At 59.1% G+C, this 25,580-nt stretch carries 23 protein-coding genes and 1 pseudogene; 11 read left to right on the plus strand and 13 right to left on the minus strand.

The window, feature by feature from the left end; all coding sequences use genetic code 11:
- Nucleotides 1–63 precede the first annotated feature (63 nt).
- The 4 genes from AB3X96_RS30005 to AB3X96_RS30020 form a co-directional block, all read right to left on the minus strand.
- Nucleotides 64–1,476, minus strand: coding sequence for an aspartate ammonia-lyase (locus AB3X96_RS30005; protein ID WP_368592551.1), 1,413 nt, complete (start codon nucleotides 1,474–1,476; stop codon nucleotides 64–66).
- Nucleotides 1,469–2,452, minus strand: coding sequence for a LysR family transcriptional regulator (locus AB3X96_RS30010; RefSeq protein WP_368592552.1), 984 nt, complete (start codon nucleotides 2,450–2,452; stop codon nucleotides 1,469–1,471). The genes AB3X96_RS30005 and AB3X96_RS30010 overlap by 8 nt, the downstream gene beginning before the upstream one ends.
- Before the next feature lie 117 nt (nucleotides 2,453–2,569).
- Nucleotides 2,570–3,925, minus strand: coding sequence for an MFS transporter (locus tag AB3X96_RS30015; RefSeq protein WP_368592553.1), 1,356 nt, complete (start codon nucleotides 3,923–3,925; stop codon nucleotides 2,570–2,572).
- 240 nt (nucleotides 3,926–4,165) lie between these two features.
- Nucleotides 4,166–5,272, minus strand: a complete 1,107-nt coding sequence (locus tag AB3X96_RS30020) for a type II asparaginase (RefSeq protein WP_368592554.1) — start codon at nucleotides 5,270–5,272, stop codon at nucleotides 4,166–4,168.
- A gap of 275 nt (nucleotides 5,273–5,547) precedes the next feature.
- Here AB3X96_RS30020 and AB3X96_RS30025 point away from each other — a divergent pair, with 275 nt between their 5' ends.
- Nucleotides 5,548–5,673: a hypothetical protein gene (locus AB3X96_RS30025; protein WP_368592555.1), complete on the plus strand. Its 126-nt coding sequence runs from the start codon at nucleotides 5,548–5,550 to the stop codon at nucleotides 5,671–5,673.
- Nucleotides 5,674–5,930: 257 nt separating this feature from the next.
- Here AB3X96_RS30025 and AB3X96_RS30030 read toward each other — a convergent pair whose 3' ends face one another.
- On the minus strand, nucleotides 5,931–6,950 hold the full coding sequence (locus AB3X96_RS30030; protein WP_368592556.1) for an NAD(P)-dependent alcohol dehydrogenase: 1,020 nt from the start codon (nucleotides 6,948–6,950) through the stop codon (nucleotides 5,931–5,933).
- Nucleotides 6,951–7,073: 123 nt separating this feature from the next.
- Between AB3X96_RS30030 and AB3X96_RS30035 the strand changes: the two genes are divergently transcribed.
- Nucleotides 7,074–7,982, plus strand: coding sequence for a LysR family transcriptional regulator (locus AB3X96_RS30035; RefSeq protein ID WP_368592557.1), 909 nt, complete (start codon nucleotides 7,074–7,076; stop codon nucleotides 7,980–7,982).
- A gap of 157 nt (nucleotides 7,983–8,139) precedes the next feature.
- On the opposite strand, the pseudogene AB3X96_RS30040 reads toward AB3X96_RS30035, so the two are convergent.
- Nucleotides 8,140–8,468 (minus strand): annotated as a pseudogene (locus AB3X96_RS30040) (IS6 family transposase); the annotation flags it as partial.
- 305 nt (nucleotides 8,469–8,773) lie between these two features.
- On the opposite strand from AB3X96_RS30040, the gene AB3X96_RS30045 reads away from it, so the two are divergent.
- A complete protein-coding gene (locus AB3X96_RS30045; protein ID WP_368592558.1) occupies nucleotides 8,774–10,450 on the plus strand; it encodes an APC family permease in 1,677 nt (558 codons plus the stop codon).
- 28 nt (nucleotides 10,451–10,478) lie between these two features.
- Here the strand turns inward: AB3X96_RS30045 and AB3X96_RS30050 are convergent, their stop codons facing one another.
- Nucleotides 10,479–11,390 (minus strand): bifunctional 5,10-methylenetetrahydrofolate dehydrogenase/5,10-methenyltetrahydrofolate cyclohydrolase, encoded by a 912-nt coding sequence (locus AB3X96_RS30050; RefSeq protein WP_368592559.1) that lies wholly within the window; start codon nucleotides 11,388–11,390, stop codon nucleotides 10,479–10,481.
- 508 nt (nucleotides 11,391–11,898) lie between these two features.
- Here AB3X96_RS30050 and AB3X96_RS30055 point away from each other — a divergent pair.
- The 5 genes from AB3X96_RS30055 (at nucleotide 11,899) to AB3X96_RS30075 (ending at nucleotide 15,325) form a co-directional block, all read left to right on the plus strand.
- Nucleotides 11,899–12,234 (plus strand): hypothetical protein, encoded by a 336-nt coding sequence (locus AB3X96_RS30055; RefSeq protein ID WP_368592560.1) that lies wholly within the window; start codon nucleotides 11,899–11,901, stop codon nucleotides 12,232–12,234.
- A 123-nt stretch (nucleotides 12,235–12,357) separates the two neighbouring features.
- On the plus strand, nucleotides 12,358–12,738 hold the full coding sequence (locus AB3X96_RS30060; RefSeq protein ID WP_368592561.1) for a hypothetical protein: 381 nt from the start codon (nucleotides 12,358–12,360) through the stop codon (nucleotides 12,736–12,738).
- A gap of 181 nt (nucleotides 12,739–12,919) precedes the next feature.
- Nucleotides 12,920–14,314, plus strand: coding sequence for an APC family permease (locus tag AB3X96_RS30065; protein ID WP_176125227.1), 1,395 nt, complete (start codon nucleotides 12,920–12,922; stop codon nucleotides 14,312–14,314).
- Nucleotides 14,311–15,042, plus strand: coding sequence for a hypothetical protein (locus tag AB3X96_RS30070; RefSeq protein WP_368592562.1), 732 nt, complete (start codon nucleotides 14,311–14,313; stop codon nucleotides 15,040–15,042). Before AB3X96_RS30065 ends, AB3X96_RS30070 begins: the two co-directional genes overlap by 4 nt.
- Nucleotides 15,029–15,325 (plus strand): hypothetical protein, encoded by a 297-nt coding sequence (locus tag AB3X96_RS30075; RefSeq protein ID WP_368592563.1) that lies wholly within the window; start codon nucleotides 15,029–15,031, stop codon nucleotides 15,323–15,325. Before AB3X96_RS30070 ends, AB3X96_RS30075 begins: the two co-directional genes overlap by 14 nt.
- 28 nt (nucleotides 15,326–15,353) lie before the next feature.
- Here AB3X96_RS30075 and AB3X96_RS30080 read toward each other — a convergent pair whose 3' ends face one another.
- Complete coding sequence (locus tag AB3X96_RS30080) at nucleotides 15,354–17,237, minus strand: PAS domain-containing protein (protein ID WP_368592564.1); 1,884 nt, start codon at nucleotides 17,235–17,237, stop codon at nucleotides 15,354–15,356.
- A gap of 499 nt (nucleotides 17,238–17,736) precedes the next feature.
- Between AB3X96_RS30080 and AB3X96_RS30085 the strand changes: the two genes are divergently transcribed.
- Both AB3X96_RS30085 and narL read left to right on the plus strand, forming a co-directional pair.
- Nucleotides 17,737–19,119 carry a histidine kinase gene (locus tag AB3X96_RS30085; RefSeq protein ID WP_368592565.1) on the plus strand — a complete coding sequence of 461 codons (1,383 nt, stop codon included), beginning with the start codon at nucleotides 17,737–17,739 and terminating at the stop codon, nucleotides 19,117–19,119.
- A gap of 369 nt (nucleotides 19,120–19,488) precedes the next feature.
- Nucleotides 19,489–20,142, plus strand: coding sequence for a two-component system response regulator NarL (gene narL / locus AB3X96_RS30090; RefSeq protein ID WP_368592566.1), 654 nt, complete (start codon nucleotides 19,489–19,491; stop codon nucleotides 20,140–20,142).
- 60 nt (nucleotides 20,143–20,202) lie between these two features.
- Here narL and AB3X96_RS30095 read toward each other — a convergent pair whose 3' ends face one another.
- The 3 genes from AB3X96_RS30095 to AB3X96_RS30105 are packed head-to-tail and all read right to left on the minus strand — an operon-like array spanning nucleotide 20,203 to nucleotide 23,048.
- On the minus strand, nucleotides 20,203–20,970 hold the full coding sequence (locus AB3X96_RS30095) for an HAD-IA family hydrolase (protein ID WP_368592567.1): 768 nt from the start codon (nucleotides 20,968–20,970) through the stop codon (nucleotides 20,203–20,205).
- Between the two features lie 44 nt (nucleotides 20,971–21,014).
- A complete protein-coding gene (locus AB3X96_RS30100; protein ID WP_368592568.1) occupies nucleotides 21,015–21,887 on the minus strand; it encodes a phosphoribulokinase in 873 nt (290 codons plus the stop codon).
- 12 nt (nucleotides 21,888–21,899) lie between these two features.
- Nucleotides 21,900–23,048: a fructose-1,6-bisphosphatase gene (locus AB3X96_RS30105; protein ID WP_368592569.1), complete on the minus strand. Its 1,149-nt coding sequence runs from the start codon at nucleotides 23,046–23,048 to the stop codon at nucleotides 21,900–21,902.
- Nucleotides 23,049–23,181: 133 nt separating this feature from the next.
- On the opposite strand from AB3X96_RS30105, the gene AB3X96_RS30110 reads away from it, so the two are divergent.
- Nucleotides 23,182–24,153: a LysR substrate-binding domain-containing protein gene (locus AB3X96_RS30110; RefSeq protein WP_368592570.1), complete on the plus strand. Its 972-nt coding sequence runs from the start codon at nucleotides 23,182–23,184 to the stop codon at nucleotides 24,151–24,153.
- A gap of 29 nt (nucleotides 24,154–24,182) precedes the next feature.
- Here the strand turns inward: AB3X96_RS30110 and AB3X96_RS30115 are convergent, their stop codons facing one another.
- Nucleotides 24,183–24,596 carry a dihydroneopterin aldolase gene (locus tag AB3X96_RS30115; protein ID WP_368592571.1) on the minus strand — a complete coding sequence of 138 codons (414 nt, stop codon included), beginning with the start codon at nucleotides 24,594–24,596 and terminating at the stop codon, nucleotides 24,183–24,185.
- A 39-nt stretch (nucleotides 24,597–24,635) separates the two neighbouring features.
- A complete protein-coding gene (locus tag AB3X96_RS30120) occupies nucleotides 24,636–25,559 on the minus strand; it encodes a LysR substrate-binding domain-containing protein (protein ID WP_368592572.1) in 924 nt (307 codons plus the stop codon).
- Between the last annotated feature and the right edge of the window lie 21 nt (nucleotides 25,560–25,580).

The following is a 25,580-nucleotide window of genomic DNA, read 5'->3' on the forward strand; positions in this document are numbered from 1 at the left end:
TAAAGTCGCAGGGTGATGGCCGGCTCGCGAAACTGTCCGCACGGCCGACCCCATTCATTTCGGTTATACGTCGAATACAGGATAAGATGCCTTGCGGATCGCAGCGATGGTCGCATCGGGAGACAGCAACCCCGATTCGTCCAGGATGGTGACCAGCGAGCGGCCCTCCGCCACCGACTGGCGAGCGAGCTTACTTACACGGGCGTAGCCGACCTTGGGAACCAACGCCGTCGCAACTGCCATCGATTCCAAAAGATGCTTCTCGTTACGTTCAACGTCGGCCTGGATGCCCTTGACGCATTTCTGTGCGAAACGTTGAATGCCGTTTGTGAGCAGCACGATGCTGTCAAACACACGAGACGCAACTACGGGCTCGAAATGGTTGATTTCCAATTCACCGTACTGCACTGCCTGAGCAACTGTGACGTCGTTTCCAACGACCGCGAAGCTCAGTTGGAGCATTGCCATCGGTAGGACTGGGTTGACCTTCCCGGGCATGATTGAAGAACCGGCCTGTGCCTCTGGCAGCTTCAGTTCGCCCAAGCCACCCACCGGTCCCGAGGACAGCACCGTCAGGTCGGAAGCAACCTTTGCGAGCGATACGGCGGTCGTGCGGAGTTCTGCCGAAACTCGCGAGAACACGTCCATGTTCTGCATTGCATCGAAGGAGTTCGTTGGTGCCTGATAGTCCACCCCCGTGATTTTGCCAAGATGCGAATACACTGCAGCGCGGTAGCCAGCCGGAGCGCCGAAACCAGTCCCGATCGCCGTGCCACCCAGCGGAAGCGTGCGAAGCTTGTCGCGAACTACAGTGAGTTCTTCGGCCAGACGCTTCGTCAAAGAAGCATAGCCTCCAAACAGCTGGCCGAGACGCATCGGTTGCGCGTCCTGTAGGCAGGTGCGGCCCAGATGCAGCACATCGGCAAACTCGGTGGCCTTGCCGTCGAACAGAACCGCAAGTTGCGACAACTCTTCGATCAAGGGTCCGAGCATCGCATATGTCGCGATCTTCAAAGCTGCCGGGTAAGCGTCGTTTGTCGACTGCGAAGCATTGACGTGATCGTTCGGATGAACCACTTCGTAACTGCCCGGTGCGTGTCCGAGGAACTGCTGCGCACGGTTGGCGATGACCTCGTTGAAGTTCATATTCGTCGAAGTCCCGCCCGAACCTTCCATCAAATCTACGAGAAGCGACGCGTCGCACCTCCCGGCGATGACTTCCTGACAGGCCTGTGCGATCGCTTCGCACTGTTCCTTGGTCACGACGTTGTTGTCGAAGTTCGCCAGTGCGGCGGCCCACTTCACCTGTGCGAACGCGTCCCGGAATTGTGCGTAGTGGGCCACATTGAGCGGGGACACCGTAAGATTTTCGACGCCTCGAACGGTGTTCACACCGTAGAGCTTGTCAGCCGGAATGGTGACATTGCCGACGTAGTCCTGCTCGGTGCGCTGCTCGCCTTGAGTAAGCTTATTCATGAGTGTTCCTTTCGCCAACGGTAATAAGAGATTCGATGTCTGAGCCAACGGCTTTCAGCCTCGGCATGAACGATGTTTTGATGACCATATGCGCGGTCTCGCAAGCGTCATCGAAGAATGCGTTGTATTCGTCTCGTCGCGCCACTAGATAAAGCGAGCGCTCCAAGCCCATTTTGTCAACTACGTGAGTAGCGACGTTGCCCGCATGTGTCACCGCTTGGAGATGGCACATGGGAGATGTAATTGCCCAGCCGATGCCTTCGGCGACCATGGACGTGAGGGCGTCCGCGTTGTCCAGCTCCAGCCTGTTGGGGGCGCGAACTTCAATTCGCCGAAGATACCGTTCGATCTGCATGCCAACCTGAGAGGTTCGGTTGAACCGGACGATAGGCAAGCTCTTCGAAAGCGACCGCAGATCGTCCAGAGTTCGCACAGGCTTTGTCATCTCCTTTGGGGTTATAACGAAGTACCGTTCTGAGAACAGCCTGTAGCGAACAACGTCATTCGCATCCATCAACGGGTCGCTGGTTATGATGAGGTCCAGGTCTCGGCGCAACAGAGCTTCGCCCTGCTGCGGACTTAGACCGGTGCGTATCGAGAGCTGCGAAACCCTGCTGAGCAGGTTTTTCGTGAAGAGTGAGCCGCAAGTTGATGCGAAGGAGTCGACCAATCCGATACGCAAATCAGGTTTGATTCCTTGACCTGCCTCGACGACCTGCGCCTTCAGGTTGGCAATTTCCTCACTCAAGACTGCACCGCGATTCCGAAGTGCGATTCCAAACGGCGTTAATGCGAGCGGTCGTGTCGTACGGTTGACCAGCACGACGCCTAACTCTTCCTCAAGCTGCCGGACTATCTGCGACACGCCTGATTGTGAGATGCCCATCCTCGCTGCCGCTGCCGACATGCTTCCTTCTTCGGCAACGGCCACAAAGATTTGCACTGCATGCATGTCGAGTGGCTTGTTCGATGACATTGCTCGGTTCCTGATAGTTGCCTGGCCCCACTGTCGCATATTTGATGACTTGAGAACCGCATGCTTTTCCGCTTTGAGGAACCGACTGCTCGCCACTCACCACGAAGACGTAAGCCGTCAGGCATGGCGCTTAGCAGCAAGGGATTCTTCCTGGGCGGTGGTATCGGCCTTTACGTCGGTCAAATTCTCATTGCCCGTTTCAGGTGCCATCAGGTGACAGAAGGCCCCGCCAAAGAGCAGCACTGCGACGCATACGCCCAACGCCGCGTGAATGCCGACGTGTTGGACCGCCAGCGGAAGCAAGAACGTGCTGATTGCCGAACCGAAGCGACTGGACGCAACTGCCAGGCCCACGCCAGATGCACGCAGATGAGTCGGGAAGAGTTCGGGCGGATAGACGAATTCAAGGTTTGCTGCTGCCGAGAGAATGCATGCGAATGCGCCGAATGCAATCATCGTTCCGACGGGGCCGAAATTGGCATACGCAAGCACCGCCAGAGCAAGCGATGCGAGGTAGAACGTCCCGATCAGGAAGGTGCGGCGAGACAGCCGATCGACCAGCAAGAGCCCGATGATGGCACCGGCGAACAACAGAACGTTGTAGACAAGGCCGCCAACGAATTTGTCTTTGACGTGCAGCGCCTCAAGCACTCGCGGCGCGAACGTCCCCAATGCGAAGTAAGGGATGACCTGGCACGTGTAGAAGACGCAACCGACAAGGGTGTTTTTGCGCCAACGCGGCGAGAACAGCTCGGACCATGCGCCGCCGCGATGCTGATTTGCATCGGCCGCGGGCTTCGGAAGGGTAACCTCGGGACCGAACTTACGGCGAATGATGGCCAGAGCTTGGTCGCCGCGTCCGCGTTTCATCAGCCACATCGGCGATTCCGGCACTATGAGACGGAACGGAAGAATCAACAGGGCGGGAACGCCGCTCGCCGCGAGCATGATTCGCCAGGCGTCCGGGCCAATGTCGCGCATTGCGAACCCGGCAAGGTAGGCGCCAACATAGCCGGCCGCCCAAGCCGCGGCAAGAACGTTGAGCAGGCGTCCCCGGTAGCGACGCGGAGAATACTCAGTGACCAGGGACTTACTCACGACATAGTCAGCGCCGAGAATGAACCCTAAAAGCAGACGCAGAACGAATAGCTGCGTAGGCGAGGTGACAAAGTACTGCGCGCCCGAGACGACGGCGAAGAGCAGCATGTCATAGGCAAAGATCGATCGGCGACCGAACTTGTCTGCAAACGGGCCTGCCAACATGCTGCCGAAGAAGAGGCCCGCAAGCGACGCCGCTCCGAGTAGTCCCATCCAGAACGCGTCGAGGTGAAGGGGGCCCGTTGCCATGCTGACGGCGATGCCGATGATGCCAAGCACGAAACCGTCGCTGAATTGCCCGCCCGTGCCACTGAACGCGACGCCCACGTGGAAAGGACGAAGGGGTACGTCTTCGAGTAACACCTGATTGCTCACTGTCGTCTCCTGTCTCGGTGTAATGCCTAAGTGGTCTTGGCATCTTGAAAACAGTCTATGACGAGAAATTCAGTAAAACAGCAGGTCCAGCCCTAGTATCAGAGTTTCTAATACTAACTCGAAGCAAGGTTAATCTCAGCGGGCGCCGCCTTTTTAAAGGCGTAAAAAAGCCCAGCGCGTAGCACCGGGCCGTTCAATGGTACTTCGTCCGGGCAGTTCTCCGTCCCACACATCTATGTTTCAGAATTGGTGAAGCATCTCCTGAATCCGGGCCGGGTCTTTTGTGATCGTGAGCGCGAGCATCAAGAGAATTCGAGCCTTCTGCGGATCGAGGTTATCCCCGAGAAGGCCAACGTAAGCGGGATCTTCCGGGACGTAACCGCTGCCGGTTCGTGAGGAACGGACCACAATGACACCCTTATCGATTGCCTTCTTGATCGACGGAAGCGCGAGAAGCGACTCGCTGCCTGCGCCTACGCCTGCCACGACGATGCCACGCGCGCCGTGGGCCACTGCACCGTCATAGAGATAACCTCCGTCGTTCTGATAGCCATACATAATGTCCACTTCAGGAAGCGAATCGAGGTTGGACACGTCGAACGGGGTCTGCGTTGTGTGAAGTTTCACTACAGCAGTTTCGAAGTGCGGCACGTTGTCAACCAACGTACCAAGGTAGCCGTCGTCCGGGCTCTTGAACGTATCGAGGCTATCAGCGTTAGTTTTAGTCGTATATCTCGCGGAGCCGATCCGGTCGTTGAGAACAATCATCACCCCTCGTCCGCGCGCCGCCGGTGATGCTGCGACAGTCACCGCCTGAAGCAGGTTGCTAGGGCCGTCCGCGCTAATAGCCGTCGAAGGGCGCATTGAGCCGGTCACGACGACCGGCTTGTCGCTCTTAACGACCAGATTCAGGAAATAGGCGGTCTCTTCGAGTGTATCGGTTCCGTGAGTTATAACCACGCCAGCGATATCGGGTTGAGCCAACAGTTCGTTTACTCGCTTCGAAAGCTTAAGAAGAATAGCGTTGGTGATGTTTTCGCTTCCAACGTTCGAGACCTGCTCGCCTGATACTTGGGCGACCTTTCCCAGCGATGGAACCGATTTGAGAAGCGCGTCTGCAGTGAGTACGCCCGGTTTATAGCCCGTCGTCTGCGTTTCGGTAGCCGCGGTTCCAGCGATTGTTCCACCGGTTGCCAGTACAGCAACATGAGGCAGAGCGTTTTGCTGCTGAGTCTGGACTTGAGTTTGCGCTTGGGCATTCAACGGCCCAGTCGCAAGAAAGCCAAAGATGAGGAAAGTGCAAGCAAGGCGTTTCACCTGGCTCAATTGAGCGCATGCGTCTTTCACAGCGTACTCCCGGATTAAAGGTAAAGGATCGCCGGCGCGTCATCGCTTGACGCGGTCGATTGAATCGGACCCAATCGGTAGGTGAAGGGATGCGTGGATGCCTTGCTTCGACTGGTACGGTTCCGATGAGCGAAGTGTAGTAATCCGCGCGACACGCCAAAATAATCGGGCAGCACCATTACTAAATCTGATACTGCTATTCCGTCCGCCTGAAACTTCGCGCTACATCGGGTGAATTCTGATTGCACTGTCGGACAGGTACACGATCGCGAACTATGGACTCGGCGGCAAAAGTCCCCGGCCAGCAGGAGGGCTGGGCGAAGTTCACTTGGCCGATCTTCGCGCTCTTCGTCGTTCCTGGAGCATTATTGGTCGTGGCCGCGCAATCTGATGGTTATTGATGTTGGCGCGCCCAGCAGTGTCGGACTGATGCACCGATGAGTTGTCTTCGCCGACGGTATCGAACGACTGGCTCCACAGTCAGCGGCCATCCGACGGTCTTTGGCTCGACGGGCCGCTTCGGGTCGTACTGGGCCTTTCGAAGCGCTCCACACACCGGCCATTGAGAGTCGATCACTGCCGCCCACGCGGTTCGACAATATCCCCAGGCCTCGTGCCCGCGTATCCAGACATCGCCGAACCCTCATCAGTACAGGGTTCAAGCGTCTATCCGGACCACCACCTTACCGAAGTGCTGTCCGGACTCAAGATGCCTGTACGCGGCAGGCGCGTCGTCAAAGCCAAAGACGTGATCGACCACCGGCCGGATTTGATGCGCGGACACGAGCCTGACAACCTCGTCGAGCATCGAGCGGCTGCCCACCATGATTCCATGCAACCGCTTGATGCCCCCGATCACCGGCAGGAGTCCAAGCTCCGGTCCACTAAAGCCGCTCACACCACCGATGATCGACACGAGGCCGCCCATTTTCGTCGCGGCCACCGAGCGCGGCAGTGTGTCCCGTCCACCGATCTCCAGCACGATATCCGCGCCTACCCCATCGGTCAGCCGGAGAACCTCGTTCTGCCATTCCGGCTTGGTGCGGTAGTTGATCGTCTCATCGGCGCCGAGTTTCCGCGCGCGTTCCAGTTTTTCATCGCTCGATGACGTGATGATCGTGCGCAGACCCGCCGCGCGCGCCAGCTGCAGCGCGAAGATCGACACCCCGCCTGTGCCGAGCAGCACCACCGTGGAACCGGGTTTCGCGTCGCCGTCCACGAATAGCGCGTTCCATGCGGTGACGCCGACGCACGACAACGTGGAGGCTTCTTCATAACCCAGGTGTGCCGGGATCACCGCAAGAGCCGTTTCGTCGACCAGGAACCGCTCGGCCAGCACGCCGTTGACTTTGGCGCCTGGCGAACTGTCGACTTTCCACGGTGCCGGAGCGCCGTCGATCCAACGGGGGAAATATGTGTTGACCACGCGATCGCCCGATTTGAAGCGGCTCACGTCGCGGCCGGTCTCGACGACTTCGCCCGCGCCATCGCACAGCGGGATCAGCGGCGCATCGCCAATGCCGAGATAGTCACCGCGGGCGAACATCAGGTCCCGATAGTTCAGCGACGCCGCGTGAACCTTGACAACGACCTCAGTCGGCCCCGGCGATCGCATGGTCGCGTCGCTGCGCTTCAGGCCGGAGATACCGGCGCCGGGTTTCAGTTTCCATGCGTTCATAGCAACTCCTCATCGGGTAGAAGCACCTATGTTAGTGTTGCGGGAAAGGACGCATTGACGAGATTTTGACGACTTATCGTCGCCTTCCAGGAAACATAAACCGCGGTATCGGGAGCTCGCACGATGGACGATCGACTAAGAGGCATTGCGGAATTTGTGGATGTCGTGGATGCCGGCACCTTCGCGGCAGCGGGCGTACGCCTTGGTGTCACGCGCTCGGCGATCGCGAAGATTGTCGCGAGGCTCGAGCAGCGTCTCGGAGTGAGGCTGCTGCAGCGAACCACCCGCCATCTGAGCCTAACCGACGAAGGACATGCGTACTATGAGCAGTGCCGACGCGTGATGGCCGAACTCAGCGCGGTCGAGGCGACACTGGAGGCGGGCCGCCGCGATCCGTCCGGGCGGCTACGCATCACCGCGCCGGTGCTGTTCGGCAGGCAGTGCGTCGCACCCGTGATGCTGAAGCTGGTCGAGCGCCATCCGTTGCTCGACGTCGAGATGTCGTTCAGCGATCGCGTTTCGGACCTGGTCGAGGACGGCTTCGATATCGCCGTGCGGATTGGACCGCTGCCGGACCATGCAACCCTTGTCGGGCGCCGGCTCGGCGTTCAGCGGATGGGCATTTGCGCGTCTCCGGCCTGGCTCGATCGACACGGGCGGCCGTCGGGCCTCGCCGACCTCGGCTCGCACGTCAGCATCGCTTACGGCCGCGGTGGACAGAGCACACCATGGCGAGTGCTCGGCGCAGACGGCGAGGTGCAGGAGTGCCGACTGTCCGCGCGCCTGCGTTATGACGACCTCCAGGCCATCGCCGACGCAGCGGCTGCGGGCGCAGGCCTCGCCTGGTTACCATGCTGGCTCATGGCGCCCTATCTGCGCGACGGCCGGCTGTCGCTCGTGATGGATAGCAACAGCGTGCAGGGCGCCGAGGTTCACGTCATCCGCCCGCAATCGCGACATCTGCCCTCGAAGGTACGCGTCGCAATCGACGCGCTCGTAGACGAGATACCACGAGTGCTTGCCCGGGTCTGAGCCGTAGACCGCATTGAATCTGTCAACGTTGCGACGATAAATGTGTCAATTCGCGTCCTCGCCCATCCGCAACGCGCAAAGACTTGTGCGGCGTGGAGGGCATTGTCAAGTTAGCCGCTATAGGGTGAATCTTGCCAACAGTGTATTGGCATCCTAATCAAATAGCGTTGGTGCGGACTTCTGCCTCGCTCCAGAGTTGCCATGCCGTGAAGCGCGCCTTGAGTTCGGTGCGATGACGCGAGGCATTCATCCGGTGGGCAACGCGAAGTGCTGGCGGATCGGACCGGAGCTGGACAGAAATGCCTGGGTGCGTTTGGGGTCGCGAAAGCCGCACATCTGGCGTTCGCGTCGGCGGGTGGGTTGATGACTGTTCTCCGCGCGGTTGTTCACGCGCGCGGCCGTCTTGACCAATACATGCCTGACGTGGGCGAGGTCGGGAATATCCGCCTTCGCTGCCGGATAGCTGCGCAACTGGTCGGTGACGATCTTGAGCCGCGGGGGAACCACCTCTCATCCGCCCCTCCGTATCAACGACTCACTCCGGCGACCCTGCCAACGTCCGTCTGGCAGTCAGAGTGACTGAAGGCCTGAATCGCTGTGGAATGGGCTCGCGCCGTAGAAGCATCATTTTTTCCATCAGCACATGCGTGCTACATTCGGTTACCGACAAGCGCTCGCTGTGCCATAAGGCGCACACGAACCGTAGCGCACTCGCGCGACCGTTTTTTCCCCTCAATTGACCAATGGAAAGGGGCATCCCACGAGGTGTCCCATCGGAAAGGAAGACAGCAATGAGCGCGATTCCCGAACCCCACGCCCTCGAACCGCAAGGTTCGTTAAAAAGAAGCATAACGTGGACAGGCGCATTCTGGGTGGCAAGCGGCGCATCGGCGCTGGTCCTTTTCTCGATCGGCTCGATTGCGGCCACAGTCGGCAAGCTCTCGTGGGCGGTCTGGATGATCTCGATAGGTCTGGGCTTTATCCAGTCGTTTTCCTATGCGGAGATTGCGGGGCTGTTCCCGCACAAGTCTGGTGGCGCGTCGGTCTACGGTGCAATCGCATGGGTGCGCTACGCAAAACTGCTCGCGCCGCTATCTGTGTGGTGCAGCTGGTTCGGATGGTCGCCGGTGATTGCGATTGGATCCGGACTTGGGGCAGGCTATGTCCTGACAATCATGTTCCCGCCGGAAGCCGCAATCAATACCTGGCAGATCACACTCGTCAATCTCGACTGGTTGAGAAGCGGATTGAGCCTCCGGATCAACGCAACATTCATACTAGGTGCAGCGATTCTGCTTGTCACCTTTGCGATGCAGAATCGCGGCATCCTGCGCACGGCGCGCATCCAGATGACGCTCGGCGTGCTTGCGCTCATACCGCTGATCATCGTTGGCACCGTGCCCCTTCTGCATGCCGATCTGCCGCTTCACAACCTTTTGCCGCTACTTCCGTTCGCGCGAGACGCGAGCGGACAGATCGTAGATGGCACATGGGGACGCGCCGGAATTACCCTGATGGCGGGTGGACTTTTCATCGCCGGCTATTCGACCTATGCATTTGAGACAGCCATCTGCTATACGCGCGAATTCCGTTATCCGAAGATCGATACGTTCAAGGCCAATCTCTATTCTGGCCTGCTGTGCATCTTCGTATTCACGGTGTTGCCTCTGTCCTTTCAGGGTGTGCTCGGGCTGGGCCACCTGGTCACCCCTGAAGTCAAGGACGCAGCCGGGCACGTGGTGACACCGGCCGTCTATAGCGGCATGCTGGCCCCCGACATCTATAGCGGTTTGGGTATCGCGAAGGCAATGGCACCGATGATCCACGGTGGCCCGTTTGTAGAACGCGTGCTCGCGGTCATGCTGGTGCTGGCGCTCGTGCAGGCCATCATGACAGCGATGGCGGGGTCCTCCAGGACGCTCTATCAGGCTTCGCGGGAAGGCTGGTTGCCGAAATACCTCTCATACGTCAATCAAGACGGAGCTCCGACCCGGGCGATGTGGACAGACCTGTGCTTCAACCTGATCCTCCTCTTGATGTCGGACTATGTATTCGTGCTGGCCATGTCCAACGTTGGCTATATCATCTTCATCTTTTTGAATCTGAACGCTGCCTGGATTCACCGGCGCGACCGCCCGGACTGGCACCGGCCGTTCCGCGCTCCTAACTGGCTGCTGGCGCTCGGAACGTTATTCTCATTCGTCAATCTCGGACTGCTCGGCATGGGGTCGAACATCTGGGGCTCGGGGACGCTCATTTCGGGCCTCGCCTTCGCCGCACTGATTATTCCCGTTTTTCTTTATCGCCATTACGTCACTGATAAAGGGATTTTTCCCGAAACGATGATGGAGGACATGCATAGGACTGAGGAAGGCAAGTCGGGCAGGCGTGCGGGACTCCTGCCCTATTGGACGATCATCGCCGGGGTCCTCGTGGTCGCTGTCACGCGCAGTCTCGCGGTCTATTGACGATATACACGTTCAGAGACTGTCCCACTCAAACTGTCAACGTTGCGGCTGGTTGATTCGAACGCGCCGCAGCGTTCAGCGTATTCAGCATCAACATCGCGATGGTCATCGGGCCAACCCCGCCCGGCACCGGCGTAATTGCGGTGGTGAGCGGCAACACGTTGTCGTAGTCGATGTCGCCAACGAGGCCCGATTCGCCATTGGTTCTCGTGACCCGGTTAATACCTACGTCGATTGCGACCGCTCCCTCCTTTATCCAGTCCGCTTTCACGAGCTTCGGGATACCGACCGCGGCAACGACGATGTCAGCCTGACGGCAAATGTTCTGCGGCTCGACCGTACGACTGTGGACGATGGTGACCGTGCAATCGTTGTGCATCAGCAGGTTCGCCATCGGCTTGCCGACGATATTGGAGCGCCCTATCACGACCGCATGCTTGCCGCGTAGACGATCGCCTAGCACCTGCTTTAGCAAATGCAGGCAACCAAGCGGCGTGCAAGGAACAATGGCTTGTTCGATGTCTCCCGTTCCCAAGCGACCCGCATTTGAATAATGAAATCCATCGACGTCCTTGTTTGGGGCAATCGCCTCGATAACAGCATTGGGATTGATTTGCGGTGGAAGGGGCAGCTGCACCAGGATGCCGTGAATCTCGGGATCCTGATTGAGGTCCCGTATGAGCGCGAGCAGTTCGACCTCGCTGGTGGCCTCGGCTAGATCGTACTGACGGGACAGAAATCCACATTCTTCGGCACGGCGTTTTTTGTTCCGCACGTAGACGCTGCTTGCCGGGTCTCTTCCCACGAGAACCACGGCCAGACCGGGCCGTAGCTTTTCGGCCTGCACTTTCGCCTTGATTGACTCGACGACATTCGAGGCCGCGGCTACGCCATCGATGATGTGAGGCTGTTCAATAGAAGACGCTCGGTTGCTGTTCATTGGCCGTTTTCCGTGTCCGTGGATGAAGAAACATCATCGTTGCGCTGTCACGCGAATCAATGAGAAATGGCAGAGACCAACAGTAGCGAAGCACGCCCAAAGCGTCAACGCCAATCACCTTTTTTTCTCGTCAGGGAACACGAGTACACCCTAAGGGGTATCGCCTCGAATTTCCGCTCACTCGCACAAGCGCTGCCGTCTCCCAGACAGGCATGTCGAAGGTCACGCCCCACCACGACTTCAGGGACATTTTTTTAGGTCCCCACGATTCGTCTCGCCATCACGCGCATCGGCCGCGAACTCCGTCGAGCAGTACCAAACGCGAGTACCTCCAAAAAGGTAGGCGTAGTCACCACTAAACGGGCTACCCCTTGCCCGTTGTTGACAAGGCCACGCGGACACACAGATATTGTCACGAAACTCTGTTGACCCCACAGAACCAGGAAGATAGCCCGATCAGTGATCTTTGCCGGAGTCTCCGGCGTAACCCCAGGAAGGAGTGGACGACATGGAACCCGCAATCCGTAAGCGTATTGATCGAATGTTTTCCCGCGACAAATGTATGGCGCAAATCGCTCTCCTCCTGTTGTGGGCGACCGTGGGCTATGTGTACTTTGCCGTCACCTCCCAGACTGCCGACGCGGCGGTTCGGCTCGCACTATCGATCGGCGCAGGTGCCGTACTGGTGTTCAATTCCGCGTCGATCATCGCGATGATTCGCCACTACAGGGAAGACAAAGATCACATCTACGGCCTCGACATCCGTCACCTGGACGCAAATCGCGCTGCCAAGGCGGAGTTGGCGGGACGCGGCGATGGATCGTTCAGTCCTGCCGTCGACTAGGACTGCCTTTTTCACTTTTTTCTGCGCACGGCCGTGTCACACAGTTGCCCGAGTCGACAACTGTGACGAACGGTATTTGCCTGCGTGCGCAATCCGCAATACCGCCTGAAGAGGAGAATCATCATGGCAGCCGATTACGTACCTCCCGTGCAGAAAGGATTCGGACAGCTTATCGATAGCATCTTTCTGCTCGTTCTCGTGTACTGCAGCCTTCTCGCGCCCCTGTTGCTGAAAGCCCCCGACCAGGCTCCTGCAACGCAGGCTGAGAGCAAGCAGGTAACGTGGCGCGATTTGGGGCAAAACGCCACTATGGAAGGGCAATGGCGCAAGCTGGGTTTCGACGTGCAACAAGCGAAGCCGATCATTACCCAACGTTTCGACTATCAGATTGAACCCGTCTCGCTGATTGCGACGGCACTCGTCATTGTCGGGTACTTCGTGTTCGTGCTGCGCGTATCGGACAAGCAATACCGTCAGGTGATCGCGGAAAAATTTGGGAGGTAATGTCATGAATCTTTGGCAATGGTCGAGCAATGCCGCATGGGGCCTGTCCGTTCTCATCTTCGCTTGGATTCTCGTCGACGCATTCAGGGTTAGCCGTGAATACGACGATGACTTCCTGATGAGTTCCACGGAAGGGAACGAATAGCTACGCAGTGTTGGCATAAACCACAGGGAGCCACTCATGAGTGACGCAGCAGGAGTAGCACAGACAGGCGAGCGCATCGCTTTGCTGAAGGTGTTGGGCCCAATTCACGTGTGGGCGCTTGGCGTCGGCATCGTGCTGGTCGGCGAGTTCATGGGTTGGAACTTTTCGGTCGCGAAAGGCGGCGCATACGGATCGCTGATTGCATGCTGGATCATCGGTCTGCTCTACACATGCGTCGCGATGATCGACTCGGAAGTGACTTCGACTGTCGCGGCAGCGGGCGGGCAATATACCCAGGCCAAGCACATCATCGGGCCGCTGATGGCGTTCAACGTCGGGCTCTATCTGGTGATGGCTTACACGATGCTCGAGGCTGCGGACGCGCTCGTGGTGGGCGATCTGGTCAAAGCAGTCGCCACGGATTCGGGCTACGCGAATTTCGATTCACGGCCATTTACACTCGTCACGATCGCCTGTCTCGCGTTGCTCAATTACAGGGGCGTGTTCGTCACGCTCACGGTCAACTTCGTCATCACGGCCATTGCGTTCCTCGCGATCGTCATGCTCTTCCTTGGCGTCGCCCCCTGGCATCCGGGACAAACACTCCTTCATCACGAGTTACTGACCCAGTTGCCGTATGGATGGCTGGGGGTCGTCGCAGCCCTGCAATTTGGCATGTGGTATTACCTCGGCATCGAAGGCACTTGCCAGGCTGCCGAGGAGGTTCGCTCCGCAGGCCGCTCGATTCCGCTCGGGACGATGTCGGGCATGATCACGCTGCTCGTCGCAGCTGCCATGACATGGTATGTCGCCACGGGCCTCATGCCCTGGGAGTATCTCGGCCAGGCGGTCACGCCCCTCTACGACGCAGCGCGGCTTACCGGCAGCAAGTCGTTGCAGGTACTGTTGTTCGTCGGGACACTATTCTCGGCCGTTGCGTCGGCGAATGGCTGTATCAACGATGCCTCGCGTGCATGGTTTTCCATGTCGAGAGACCGCTATATGCCGATGTGGTTCGGCGCCGTTCACCCCCGCTACCGCACGCCATACCGAGCGATCATTTTTCTCGTGCCGATCGCCATCTCCTTCGCGTTCACGGGCCTGCTCGACCAGGTGATCACATTCTCGATTCTTTCCGGCCTGCTCGGCTATACATTCATGTCCATCAACATCGTCAGGTTCCGTCGGAAATGGCCGCTCGGAATCATCAATCGCGGCTACATTCACCCGTTCCATCCGATTCCGTCGATCGTGCTGGCCATACTCTGCTCCGCGACGTACTTCGCGACCTATCTCGGGTACGGCACTTCTCTTCTGTCGATCATGGCCTTCTATATCACGGCGTCGATCTGGTTTGCGCTGCATCGCTATAAATACGTCAAGCGTGGCGAGCAGTTCACGATGGACTGGCCGCGTCCAAAGGACTATTGATCGACATTCTCCTTGCCAAAGCCGACGTGAACCCACGTGGAGCGGCCGATATGCACTCAACGGGTATTGCCCTTGCGTTTCTGTTCCTGATTGTGCTCGCACTGATGTACCTGCGTAACAGCAAGGTACTACGAGCGGAGCGAGGCAGGCTGTTCGACGCATGCCTCGCGCTGTTCGAGCAACATCGCCTGACCCAGGACGGTGTCTCCTGGCCCGTGCTGGCGGGGTCCTACGATGGATACGAGGTCCATGTCGCCCCCCTCGTCGACGATGCTGCTTTCCGCAAGGTGCCCTCGCTTTGGCTGCTCGTCACGGTGAAGCGCAAATTGCCGATAAAGGGAGCGGTAGACCTCCTCGCCCGCGCGCAGAACACCGAGTTCTACTCCCCTGCCGACAGCTTGCCTTTACGCCTCGTGCCTCCCCAGGAGTGGCCCAGCCAGACGACGATCAAAGCCGACAAACCTGCCACCGAGTTACCCCTTTCCGTACTGGACCCTCACGTTAAGCAATTCTTCGCGGATCCGCGTGCGAAGGAGATGCTCGTCACCCCACATGGCGTGCGGATCGTCTATCAGGCACAAGGTGCGGACCGCAGTGAGTATCTCGTAATGCGTCGGGCCGTGTTTCGCGAAGCGAGGCTTTCCACAACGCTCGTTGAAGCGCTGCTCGACCAGGCCGTGCAGGTGTGTGCAGATGTAATCAGAGGAGGTGTTTATGAACAAACCTGAATCGTCGCGCGCACGGCGTCCCGTGCATCCTTATCTAGTGCTGGTAGCGGGAGCCCTTCTGCCAGGAGCCGGTCAGGTGATCAACCGGATGCCCACGCGTGCCTTGATCATGATGTTCTTCATGCTGTCGCTAGGGTTCGTGACAGTGCAGCTTGCAGCGCCCGGTCGGTCTTTCATTGGGCGAAATGCCGGGGGGATTTTCGTCTATGCAATTTCAGTGATGGACGCCTACTTCATCGCACGGTACAGGTGGGAAGCGTTTCGCGTGCGCGCCATCGGGTAACCCGCGCCCGTGCCTCCCCAACCACCTTTCACTCCCCGTTGCTGCGCTCACTCGCCCCTTCCCAACCTGAAGCGGACAGTGCGCGGTCGAGGACTTTTCTGGTGTCGGCCATGCCCGCCTCGATCCAACTGCACCCAATCTGCGTTGGAACCTTGAATTCGTGGCCTTCTACCTTAACGGGATCATCAAGGAGTTTCTGCAGGCTGTTCCGTAGCTCCTCCAGCGTCGCGTCGGTGTCTGCCAACCCTCGTTCGGCGAGGTGTTGCGCACCGCCGCCACAGCAGGCAAGTCCTTCGGCGCTGAAGTCGACCAGCAACACCCCGAATACGTGAGAATCCAGCAACGCAGCGCAGTTCAGTTGGCCCTGAATCGCTTCGAGCCTCCTGCCGATGGCGATCAGCACGCGATCGGCGTAATCCTGGCCAAAGCGCGTCGCAACACGCTCCAGCTCTCCAACATTGATCGCGAAGATCGCACACGGCAGTGGGTTTCGCGACGACAGAGCCAGGGAAAACTCCAGGCGGCCGAGAAACAGCGGCAGACTCATGAGGCCCGTGGAATTCTCAAAAGTCTGGCTGCGCCGGGCGTCTTCTTCGATCATCTGCCTGCGCGCTACTTCCACGATGAATCCCTCCAGCCCCATCAGTTCGTCCCGGGCAGAATAGACACCGCATCCCTGATCCCAAACCCATTTGGTTTGCCCAGCGCGGTCTACAATCCGGTAAGTCAGCTCATAAGGCTTTCGCGCCACGATCTGCGTCTGCACCTCGTTCCAGACGAATTCGCGATCATCGGGGTGGATCAGCGAACGGAACGTCAGGCGGCTTTCATCGATCAGTTCGAAAGCCTCATAGCCAGTCAGCTCGAAGCAGCCTTCACTCACGAAAGCCAGCGACCTGTCACGGTTGTTCTGCCCCCGATAAATCATCGCGCGCAAATTGGACAACAGGGTGCGCAGGCTGCGTCGGCTGGCGCGCAAAGCTTCTTCGTGGCGTTCGCGATTCGAGACGTCGATCGCAAGTCCGACGGCGCCGACGAGCGCGCCTTCGTGATCGGACACTGCATGACAACGCAGTTCCACCTGCGCCATTGTGTTGTCGGCACGAATGAGTCGCGCTTCCCCGACCATTTCGCTCATGTGTCCGCCGAGCAGCGCTTTGAGCCGGGCATTCAGGGTTTCTGCGTCCTCTGGATGAAAGAAGCCCGAAAATGGTCGGGGCTCCGGGTCGCTCCCGACGGCACGGACCAGGCTGCGCCACGCTGGATTCGAGAAGATCAGACGCAACTCCCGATCCACACGAAAGAGGGCCTGGGGTAGCTGGAGCACGGCATCCTGGCAATGTTGAAGAATTTGCAGCTCGCTGCGCTGAGCGTCCGTACTCGTGTAGGGCGCTGGAAATTGCAGCAGCGTCATGCGCGAGTCGCGCGCACTCAGTGCCGTCACGGGTTGCAAACGGAAACTGCCGTCGCCGTAGGCGATCCGCAGCGACGCAGAGGTGCGCTCGCCCCCGTCGCGCGACTGCGTGAGCAGCGCCGTCAAATCCAATAAGGACTGCGGATGAACGAGGTTGCTGAACGGCATGCCGACGATTTCATCCGCGTACGGTTCCCAACGCGCGTACTTGAGGAAAGCGCTATTGACGAACACGAGCGCATCGTTGTCGAGTAACGCGGCGGGCATCGAAAGATTCGCAGCAAAGGCGCGCAGATCGGGCAACTTGACCGCGCGTGCAACGCGTGGCGTCGTGCGGCGGGCACTGTAGGCCATTGCCAGCAGAAATGCGGCAAGGCATCCCGACAGTACAATCGCGACGTACAATAAACCACTATTACCGGGACCGTAGCCAAGTCGGGGCAACACTAGCGCGGCGACCGCACCAAGAAGTATCGTGGCGAACAGATAAACCGACATGACATCTTCGCTCGGAAAAATACGATTACAGCTCGGTGACCGGGTTCGGTGCACGTTATTTCTTCATTCACCCATGAATACTGCCCGGTCTGACGCCTCTTACCACTATCCGCTCTTTGCGAAGGTCTGTTCGCTGCTCGCCTGCATCGTTGGCTTGATCGCGCTGCTCTATGTGAGTGGATATATGCAGGCCAAAGGAAACGAAGGATTCCGGCAGACCCTCTCTTCTCTCGACGAAGTCGCTCGTCTGCGAACAGCCGCCGCGAAAGCACAGCCAGGCTCGCCAGGAAAGGCTCAAGCGCTAACCGAGCAGGCCGATTGGCTTGTCAGCAACGATACCCTACTGAACGACTGGAGGCAACGTGGCGCTCCGACGAAAGAACTCGCTAGCGCACTCGTAGCCGCGACTGCAGGGTCGACATCAGATAGTGCCCGCGGGCCGGATGCAAAAATTTCGGCACTACGTGCGCTACGTTCGCAAGTCGCTTACCAGGCGCAAGTGCAAAAGGCCGTGCTCGGGCTGCTGCAGGGCGCAACCGCTTGCCTTCTGGTTCTTGGCATCGTTGCGCTCGCAAGGGGTGCGCATCGCGCCTTCGTCACGCGACCAGCCGCGGCGCTGCAGGCGCTCGCGGAATCCGGGCAGACAATACCGCAAGGGGACGACGAAATCGACCGGCTTTTAAAGCTTCAGGCGCAACTTGCCGTTCGACTGCGCACCGAGCAAAGCGAGTCGGCGCAACTCAAGCGAATCGTCGAAGACTACATTGCATTTGCGGACCAATCGCTCGAGCTGCTTCACCACATCTGCGCGCAGCTTGCCGAGCAAGAGCCATCGGGCCGCACACTCGAGGCGCTGTTGCAGCGTCTCGTCGGTGTGTTGCGCGCCCAACGTATTGCGCTGGTGGTCACCGAATCGACGGCCCAGCTGCTCGATATCGATCCCGTCGTAGCGCCGAACGGCGACGTGCCGCAGATCGTCAAGGCACGCGTCACGAACGAACTGATGACGCTTGCGGGCAACTATACGTTTTCTTTGCTCAATGACGGCGGGATGTCGCCTCCCGTGCTCGCCGCCCCGGTACGCGTGCCGCTCGCAACCTATGGGGTGCTGATCGCGGAGGGCGAGCCGGACACGCGCTTCGAGCAGCGGCATCTGTATCTGCTCGAAACGATCGCCAGCGTGCTCGCACACGCGATCTCCAATGTCAGCCGCGATGTGCGCGACCGGCGTATGGCGCTTTTCGAGGAACGCAATGCCATTGCGCGCGAGTTGCATGACTCGCTCGCGCAATCGCTCTCATACATGAAGATCCAGCTCGCGCGGCTGCAAGCCGTGCTGCCGCCTCAGCTCTCGCAGAGCGATGTCGCCGAAATCGCGCGCGCGATTCGCGAGGGTATCGACAGCGCCTACCGGCAGCTGCGCGAATTGCTCACGACCTTCCGCGCGCCGATGCATGCGCACGGTCTTGCGTCCACGCTCGAGGAGCTTGCCGAAGAATTCGGATCGCGCAGTGAGGTACAAATCTCGATTGACAATCGTGTGCCGCGTATGCGTCTCTCAGTCAACGAGGAAATGCATGTCGTGCAGATCGTGCGTGAAGCGCTGACAAATGTAATCCGTCATGCGCGCGCCACGACGGCGCAGGTGCAACTCATGTCGGACGGACTCACGATGACGGTGACGATCGAGGACGATGGCAAAGGTCTCACCCGCTCACGGGGCGACGAACACCACTACGGCCTCGCGATCATGCGCGAGCGAGCCCGCAGCCTCGGTGGACGTCTGGAACTGAAGTCCGCTGAACGCGGCTCGCGCGTGGTATTGAACTTCATCCCCGCAGCGCACAAGGCTCGCGCCATCAGTGGTGCCGGTGTCCGTTAGCGTAAATTCGTCAAGCTAACACTCCGGGAGTAGCTCAGCCTACTCACCAGGAGGTAGAGACCTCCACCGATCCATCAAAAGGCGATCCTCTTCCGCAGCCACGAAGGGTATTGCCGACGTGCTTTCTATACCGCGTTAAATGGCGCCGTATCGTTGGGGTTGGGTCTAAGGAAAACCCGCAAAGCGTCAGCATCGGGCAGGAATCTATTTTTCCCATCGCGTCATGTTGCTAGAATGATTCAGGCATCAAGTCTGAACAATAAAAGCCTCTTCTCAATGTACTCGAGATCGCACTGCCGTGCGCATCGCAGTTGACGGAGCCAGGCCGATCTAGCTGGTCGATCTGGCATATGAGCCCAGGAAGAGCCGATGGTCACTAACACAGTACTTCTGATCGACGATCACGCGTTGTTTCGAAAGGGCGTCGCGCAACTCATTCAGATGAATCCCGCCTTCGAAGTGGTGGGCGAAGCGGTTTCCGGAGAAGACGGCGTTGAGATGGCCGTGCGCCTGAAGCCGGACGTCATCCTGATCGACCTGAACATGCCGCGCATGAACGGGATCGAAACGTTGGACCGCATGCGCGAAGCCGGCGTCGAAGCGCGTTTCATCATGCTGACGGTGTCGGATAACGAGCGCGACGTGGTGGCCGCGTTGCGCGCCGGCGCGCATGGCTATTTGCTAAAGGACATGGACCCCGAGGACTTGTGCCTCTCGCTCGAAAAGGCGCTCAGGGGATCTGCCGTTCTCAGCGAGTCGGTGACGGGCGCGCTGGTTCATGCATTGTCGGGTGGCCAGCGCCTTCCTGTCACACAGAACGAGCTGACCGCGCGCGAGCTCGAGGTCTTCGACTTTCTGGTTGCCGGCCTGAGCAACAAGGCCATCGCGCGCAAACTCGATATCAGCGTCGGCACCGTGAAAGTTCATGTTAAGCACGTGCTGCGGAAGCTCGATCTTCACTCGCGGCTCGAGGCCGTGCTCTGGCAGCGGGAACACGGCGCGCGCGCGCACTCTTATTCATGAGGGCACGGCGCGGCTTGAAACCCGCGCCGGCACATCGAGCTGTCACGCGCCTCGTTGAACTCAATTCGGCTGCTGCGCTTGCATCGCCCGCATAGGGATTCTCTGATCAGCATGAGCAGCGCTATGCCCCTTGTGCAGACCGCCGAGCAATTCCGTCAGCTCGCCGATGTGGTGAATGACGCGCAAGCAAGGCAACTCCGATACCGGGTGATTGTGGCTGTATCCGTAGCTGACGCACACCATCGGCATATTGGCCGCCTGTGCCGCTAGCGCATCCGTCACGCAATCGCCAACGAATAGCGTATGGGTCGGGTCCACGCCCAGCGCTTCGCACGCCTGCAGGAGTGGCTCGGGATCGGGCTTACGCGGCAAGCGGGCATTTGCATCGACCACCATGTCGAACCATGCATGCAAGCCGAAACGCCATATCAGCGGATCGACGAAGCGCGACTCCGAGTCGGTGACGAGGCCCAGCTTGAGACCCATCTCCCGCAAGCTGTCGAGCGTCGCTTCCGCGCCCGGGTAAAACTCGCTCAACTGGTTCTTATCGCGGCAGATCTGATGATAGGACGCCTCATAGCGGCGCAGGACCAGATCCAGCGTGGCGGGGCGCGCATCGATGCCGAGCAGCGTCAGCGCGCGATCGACGAGGATCTCTGAACCGCCGCCTATCAACGTTTGCGCGACGCCAGGCGCGAGCAGGGGAAAACCGTTCTCGGCGAGTGCCCGGTTGAGCGCGTTGCCGATATCGGGCGACGTATGCAACAGCGTGCCATCGAGATCGAATAGCACGGCATCGATCGGCATATTGCGCGGCATGACCTGCATGTTCGTGTCTCCTGTCTGGAGAGTACAAGTGTTCCCGCGGATGGTCACGATGCCCGTTTCTGGCGGTCGATCATCTGCAGGATCATAGGGGTGAAGATCAATTGCATCGCAAGTCCCATCTTGCCGCCCGGTACGACGATGACATTGGGCCGGCTCATGAACGAGTCATGCAGCATGGTGAGTAGATAAGGAAAGTCGATGCCCTTCGGATTGGCAAAGCGGATGACAACGAAGCTTTCGTCGGCGCTTGGTATGTCGCGGGCTGCAAACGGATTCGACGTGTCCACGGTCGGCACGCGCTGGAAGTTCACGTGCGTTCTGCTGAACTGAGGGCAGATATGGTGAGCATAGTCCGGCATGCGCCGCAGGATCGTATCCATGACAGCCTCCCGCGAATAGCCGCGCAGCGCCTCGTCTCGATGAAGCTTCTGTATCCATTCCAGATTGATGATGGGGACGACCCCCACCAGCAGGTCCGTATGTTGTGCGACGTCGATGCCACGGCCGATAAAGCCGCCATGCAGCCCCTCGTAGAAAAGCAGATCGGTGGGCGGCTCGATGTCTGTCCACGGCGAGAACGTACCGGGGTCCACACCATACGGCGCAGCCTGGGCGTCGTCATGGAGGTATTTACGCAACCTCCCCCGCCCCGTCGCCGAATACTCACGAAACAACTCGGCGAGTTCCTGCAGCAGATTCGCCTCAGGGCCGAAGTGGCTGAACTGGTGACGGTTTTCCTCTGCGGCTTTCATTGCAGACTGCATGCCCGCGCGGTCGAAGCGATGAAATGCGTCGCCCTCCACGATCTGCACGTTCAGCTTTTCGCGCCGGAAAATGTGCTGAAAACTGTTCATGACAGTCGTGGTACCGGCACCGCTCGACCCCGTTACCGCAACGATTGGATGTTTGATCGACATGCTCCCCCCCATCTACACGCGTGCTTCCGGGCGAAACAGGGAGCGCTCGTTGAAAAGCGGTGACGTGAATGGCGTGTCCTCGCCTCGATCGTGTTCCCAGTGGTATCGCTCGATACGCTCGACTTCACCCTGGCTGCCGACGAATAGCGGCGTGAGTGCATGCGCATCGGCGTCGACATCGAATATCCGTGCACGCCCCGAGCTGGCAAGTCCGCCCGCCTGTTTGAGGATCCAGGCGAGCGACTGCGCCTGATATAACAACGGTTGACGTGTCGCACTGGGCACCCGGCGCCTTTCGCACGGGAAGAGACACAGGCCGCCGCGCATCAGCGTGTGGTGCGCATCGGCCGCCAACGAATCGTTCCAGCGTGTGTCGAAATCGCGCTGGCGCACGCCCGCGCTTCCGTCACGGCACTCGTTTACATAACGCTGCACAGGCCGCTCCCACGAGCGCTCATTGCTGCAATTGATGGCGACCACAGGGCCTTGTTCGGGGATGCGCATTGCGTGATGCGTCAACATGAATTCGCCCCGTTGACGGCAAAGCGTGAACCCATGAGTGCCGCGCCCGACGGTGATCACCAGCATCGTGGAGGGACCATAGAGAGCGTAGCCAGCGGCAATCTGCTTCGTGCCGACGATCTCGCAGTCACCGTCATGGCTTCGCGCCTCTGTCTGCCGTATCGAGAATACGGTTCCGAGCGCAACGTTCGATTCGATATTGGCCACACTATCGAGCGGACTGGCAAACAGGACATATGGCCCTGCTACCGCAGGATGCCGCGCCTGCGCGCAATGCAGCACAATGCCCGCTTTCTGCGTCCTGCACTCGCTCGACGCTATGAAGGCTTCCTTCGCGGCATCACGGCACGACCCGCTATCTGGCGAGGCGCTCGCCACCTTCAGCGTCTGCGAATCGACGATCGTACCCTGTGCGATACGCGCCGCAATGATCTTCGCCGCTTGCGCAATGCCCTGAAGAACGTTACGCAGCGAGACGGCATGCGGATCCTGCTCGACGGCAAGCGCTTGCTCGCGGCCGGTGCCGAGGTGGGCCGCAAGAAAAACCGGCAGCGTCGGTTGGGTCACGATCGCCGCGGTGCGTCGATTTCCTGCGCCAACCGCCTGCGCATGCTCAGCTGATTCAATTCGTGCATTCATCGCTACCTCGATCGTCCATTGCTCGCCAGGACTGCTGACTAGAACGATAAGCCAGGGCGTACTCGGGGAAAACTCAAATGTTTTTACTTGCGTTTTAAGCGATGCTTATCTGTCGCATCCAGGAGTGCCGATCATGCTCAATCTCCTTCGCAATCTCACGCTACGTCAGTTGCAGATCTTCTCTGCCGCCTCTCAATACGAGAGCTTCGCCCGCGCCGCGGAAACCCTGCACCTGACCCAACCCGCCGTCTCAATGCAGATCAAGCAGCTCGAGGAGGCGATTGGAGTGCCTCTATTCGACCGCATCGGCAGGCGCATTGCCCTGACCGAAGCGGGTACGACGCTTTCTCACCACGCAAAGCGGATTCTCGGTGACATCAAGGATGCCGAAGATGCGATGCGTTGCCTTTCATCGGCGGATGGCGGCAATATCTCCATCGGAATCGTCAGCACGGCCCGCTATTTCATTCCTCGCCAGATTGCGCGCTATGTGGAACGTCAACCCAAGGTCGATATCAGCTTTTCAATCGGCAAGCGTGATGTACTGCTGCGCCAGTTACAGGACAATGAGATCGACCTCGCCGTCATGGGCCGGCCTCCCGTCGAGCTCGATGCGCACAGCGAGCCGCTCGCGTACAACCCGCATGTCGTCGTCGCGAGCACGAATCATCCTTTTATCGACGCGGCATGCTTCGACTTGCACGAAATGCGCAGTGAAACGTTTCTGATGCGTGAGCCAGGTTCCGATACGGAGGGCGTCGCGAGCGAAATGTTTCGCCATCATCTTTTCACTCCGGCCCGCACCCTCACCTGCGACAGCGACGAAACAATCAAGCAGGCGGTGGCCGCTGGCATCGGCGTCAGTGTGTTGCCGCTGCATACGTTACGGCTCGAACTGCTGACAGGCGAAGTGTCAGTCCTGCATGTCAACGGCACGCCCATTAACCGTGTGTGGCACGTGGTTCACATGAACGCGAAGCGGATGTCTCCGACCTGCGTGGCTTTCCGCCGCTTCTTGATCGAGAAGTCGGGTGCGTGGCTCGAAGGCCAGTTCGCCGACCTCACCCCTAAGGACCCGGCCGCCCGCCCCTTCGTGCAGATATGACGCAAGAACCAGGCGAGCCGATGTGCCGCTTACGGCCATCGTATGGTGCGCTCGATAGTCACGCCGACAGCCTTCACGTTTGCGAACTTCGCTGGCTTCGCAATTGAAATGCGCACCCAATGCGCGTTGAAATCGGCCAATAGCATCTGCGCAATCGACTCTGCCAGCGCCTCCAGTAATTTCACCCTGTGGTTCACGAGTTGCAATCGCAGCGCCTCATGCACCTTGCCGTAGTCGATCGTGTCGGCTATAGCGTCCGTATCGCATGCGTGGCTATGCGGCACCCCGGCCCACAAGTCGATTCGCACGGGTTGCAGCGTAGTCAGTTCGTCGGGATCTATCCCGATGACGGTATCGCCCTGAAAGCCTTCGATGAAGATCATGTCCATCCCCGACGAAGCGAGGTAGGGCCTCGCCGCGAGGTTTTTGTCGATCATATTCATGTGGATTCCTTTTCGCTATGGTCGCGGGAACTTCGGGGCCTAGGCTTGCATTGCGACGCGCTCGCCCGCCTCTTGCGCCCCACTCATCAGGCTCTCCCTGAATGCGCACGCAGCTGAAGAAAGCTGCTTGGATTCTCTGTGCACCAGATACAAATACCGGAGGATCGGGAAGTTCTCGACGTCAAGCACCTTCAGTCGCAAGGTTTCCAATTCGGCCATTATCGTTGCGAGCGCGACGACAGACAGTCCCATTCCCGCCTGCACGGCCCATTTGATGGCCTCGTTGCTGCTCACTTCCATCCCGGGCCGCAAATTGATGCGATGCTCGGCAAAGAAGCGCTCTACCGCGCGGCGCGTTCCCGAACCCGACTCACGCATAAGAAAGGTTTCGCGTTCGATCGTGCTCAACGCGATGCGGCGCTCCCGTGCGAGCGCGTGATCGGGTGGCGCGATCATCACAAGCGGATTGCTCGCCACATGCACAGCGACCAGACCCTGTCCTTCAGGCGGGGCCCCCATGATCGCGACGTCCGTTTCGTTGGTAGCAAGCTCGTTGAGAACACACTCCCGATTCCCGACCGAGAGGCTCACCGTGACGCCAGGAAACGCGCGAGTAAATTTCGCGATCAACTGCAGTGCTAGCGGGTTGGCCGTGCCACTAACCAGGGACACTTTCAGCTTTCCTTGCTTCGTGTCGCGCAACTGGTCGAGCGACTCTTCGAGGACGGACAGTTGCTGTTGAAGCAACCGCGTATGGTTGTAAAGCTCCTTGCCGGCCGCGGTCAGAAACACCTGTCTGCCGACCTGTTCGAACAGCGGCATGCCGACGATCGCTTCGAGCTGCTTCAATTGCGACGAAACGCCTGGCTGAGTCAGGTGAAGCTCCCTGGCTGCGCGCGAAAAGCTCAGATGCCGCGCGCTCGCTTCGAATACCTGTAACTGGCGCAAAGTCAGATGCAGCATCGCTTTTCCTTGCCTCCCGAA

It is taken from the genome of Paraburkholderia sp. BR13439 (genome assembly GCF_040948805.1).
Lineage (GTDB): Bacteria > Pseudomonadota > Gammaproteobacteria > Burkholderiales > Burkholderiaceae > Paraburkholderia > Paraburkholderia youngii.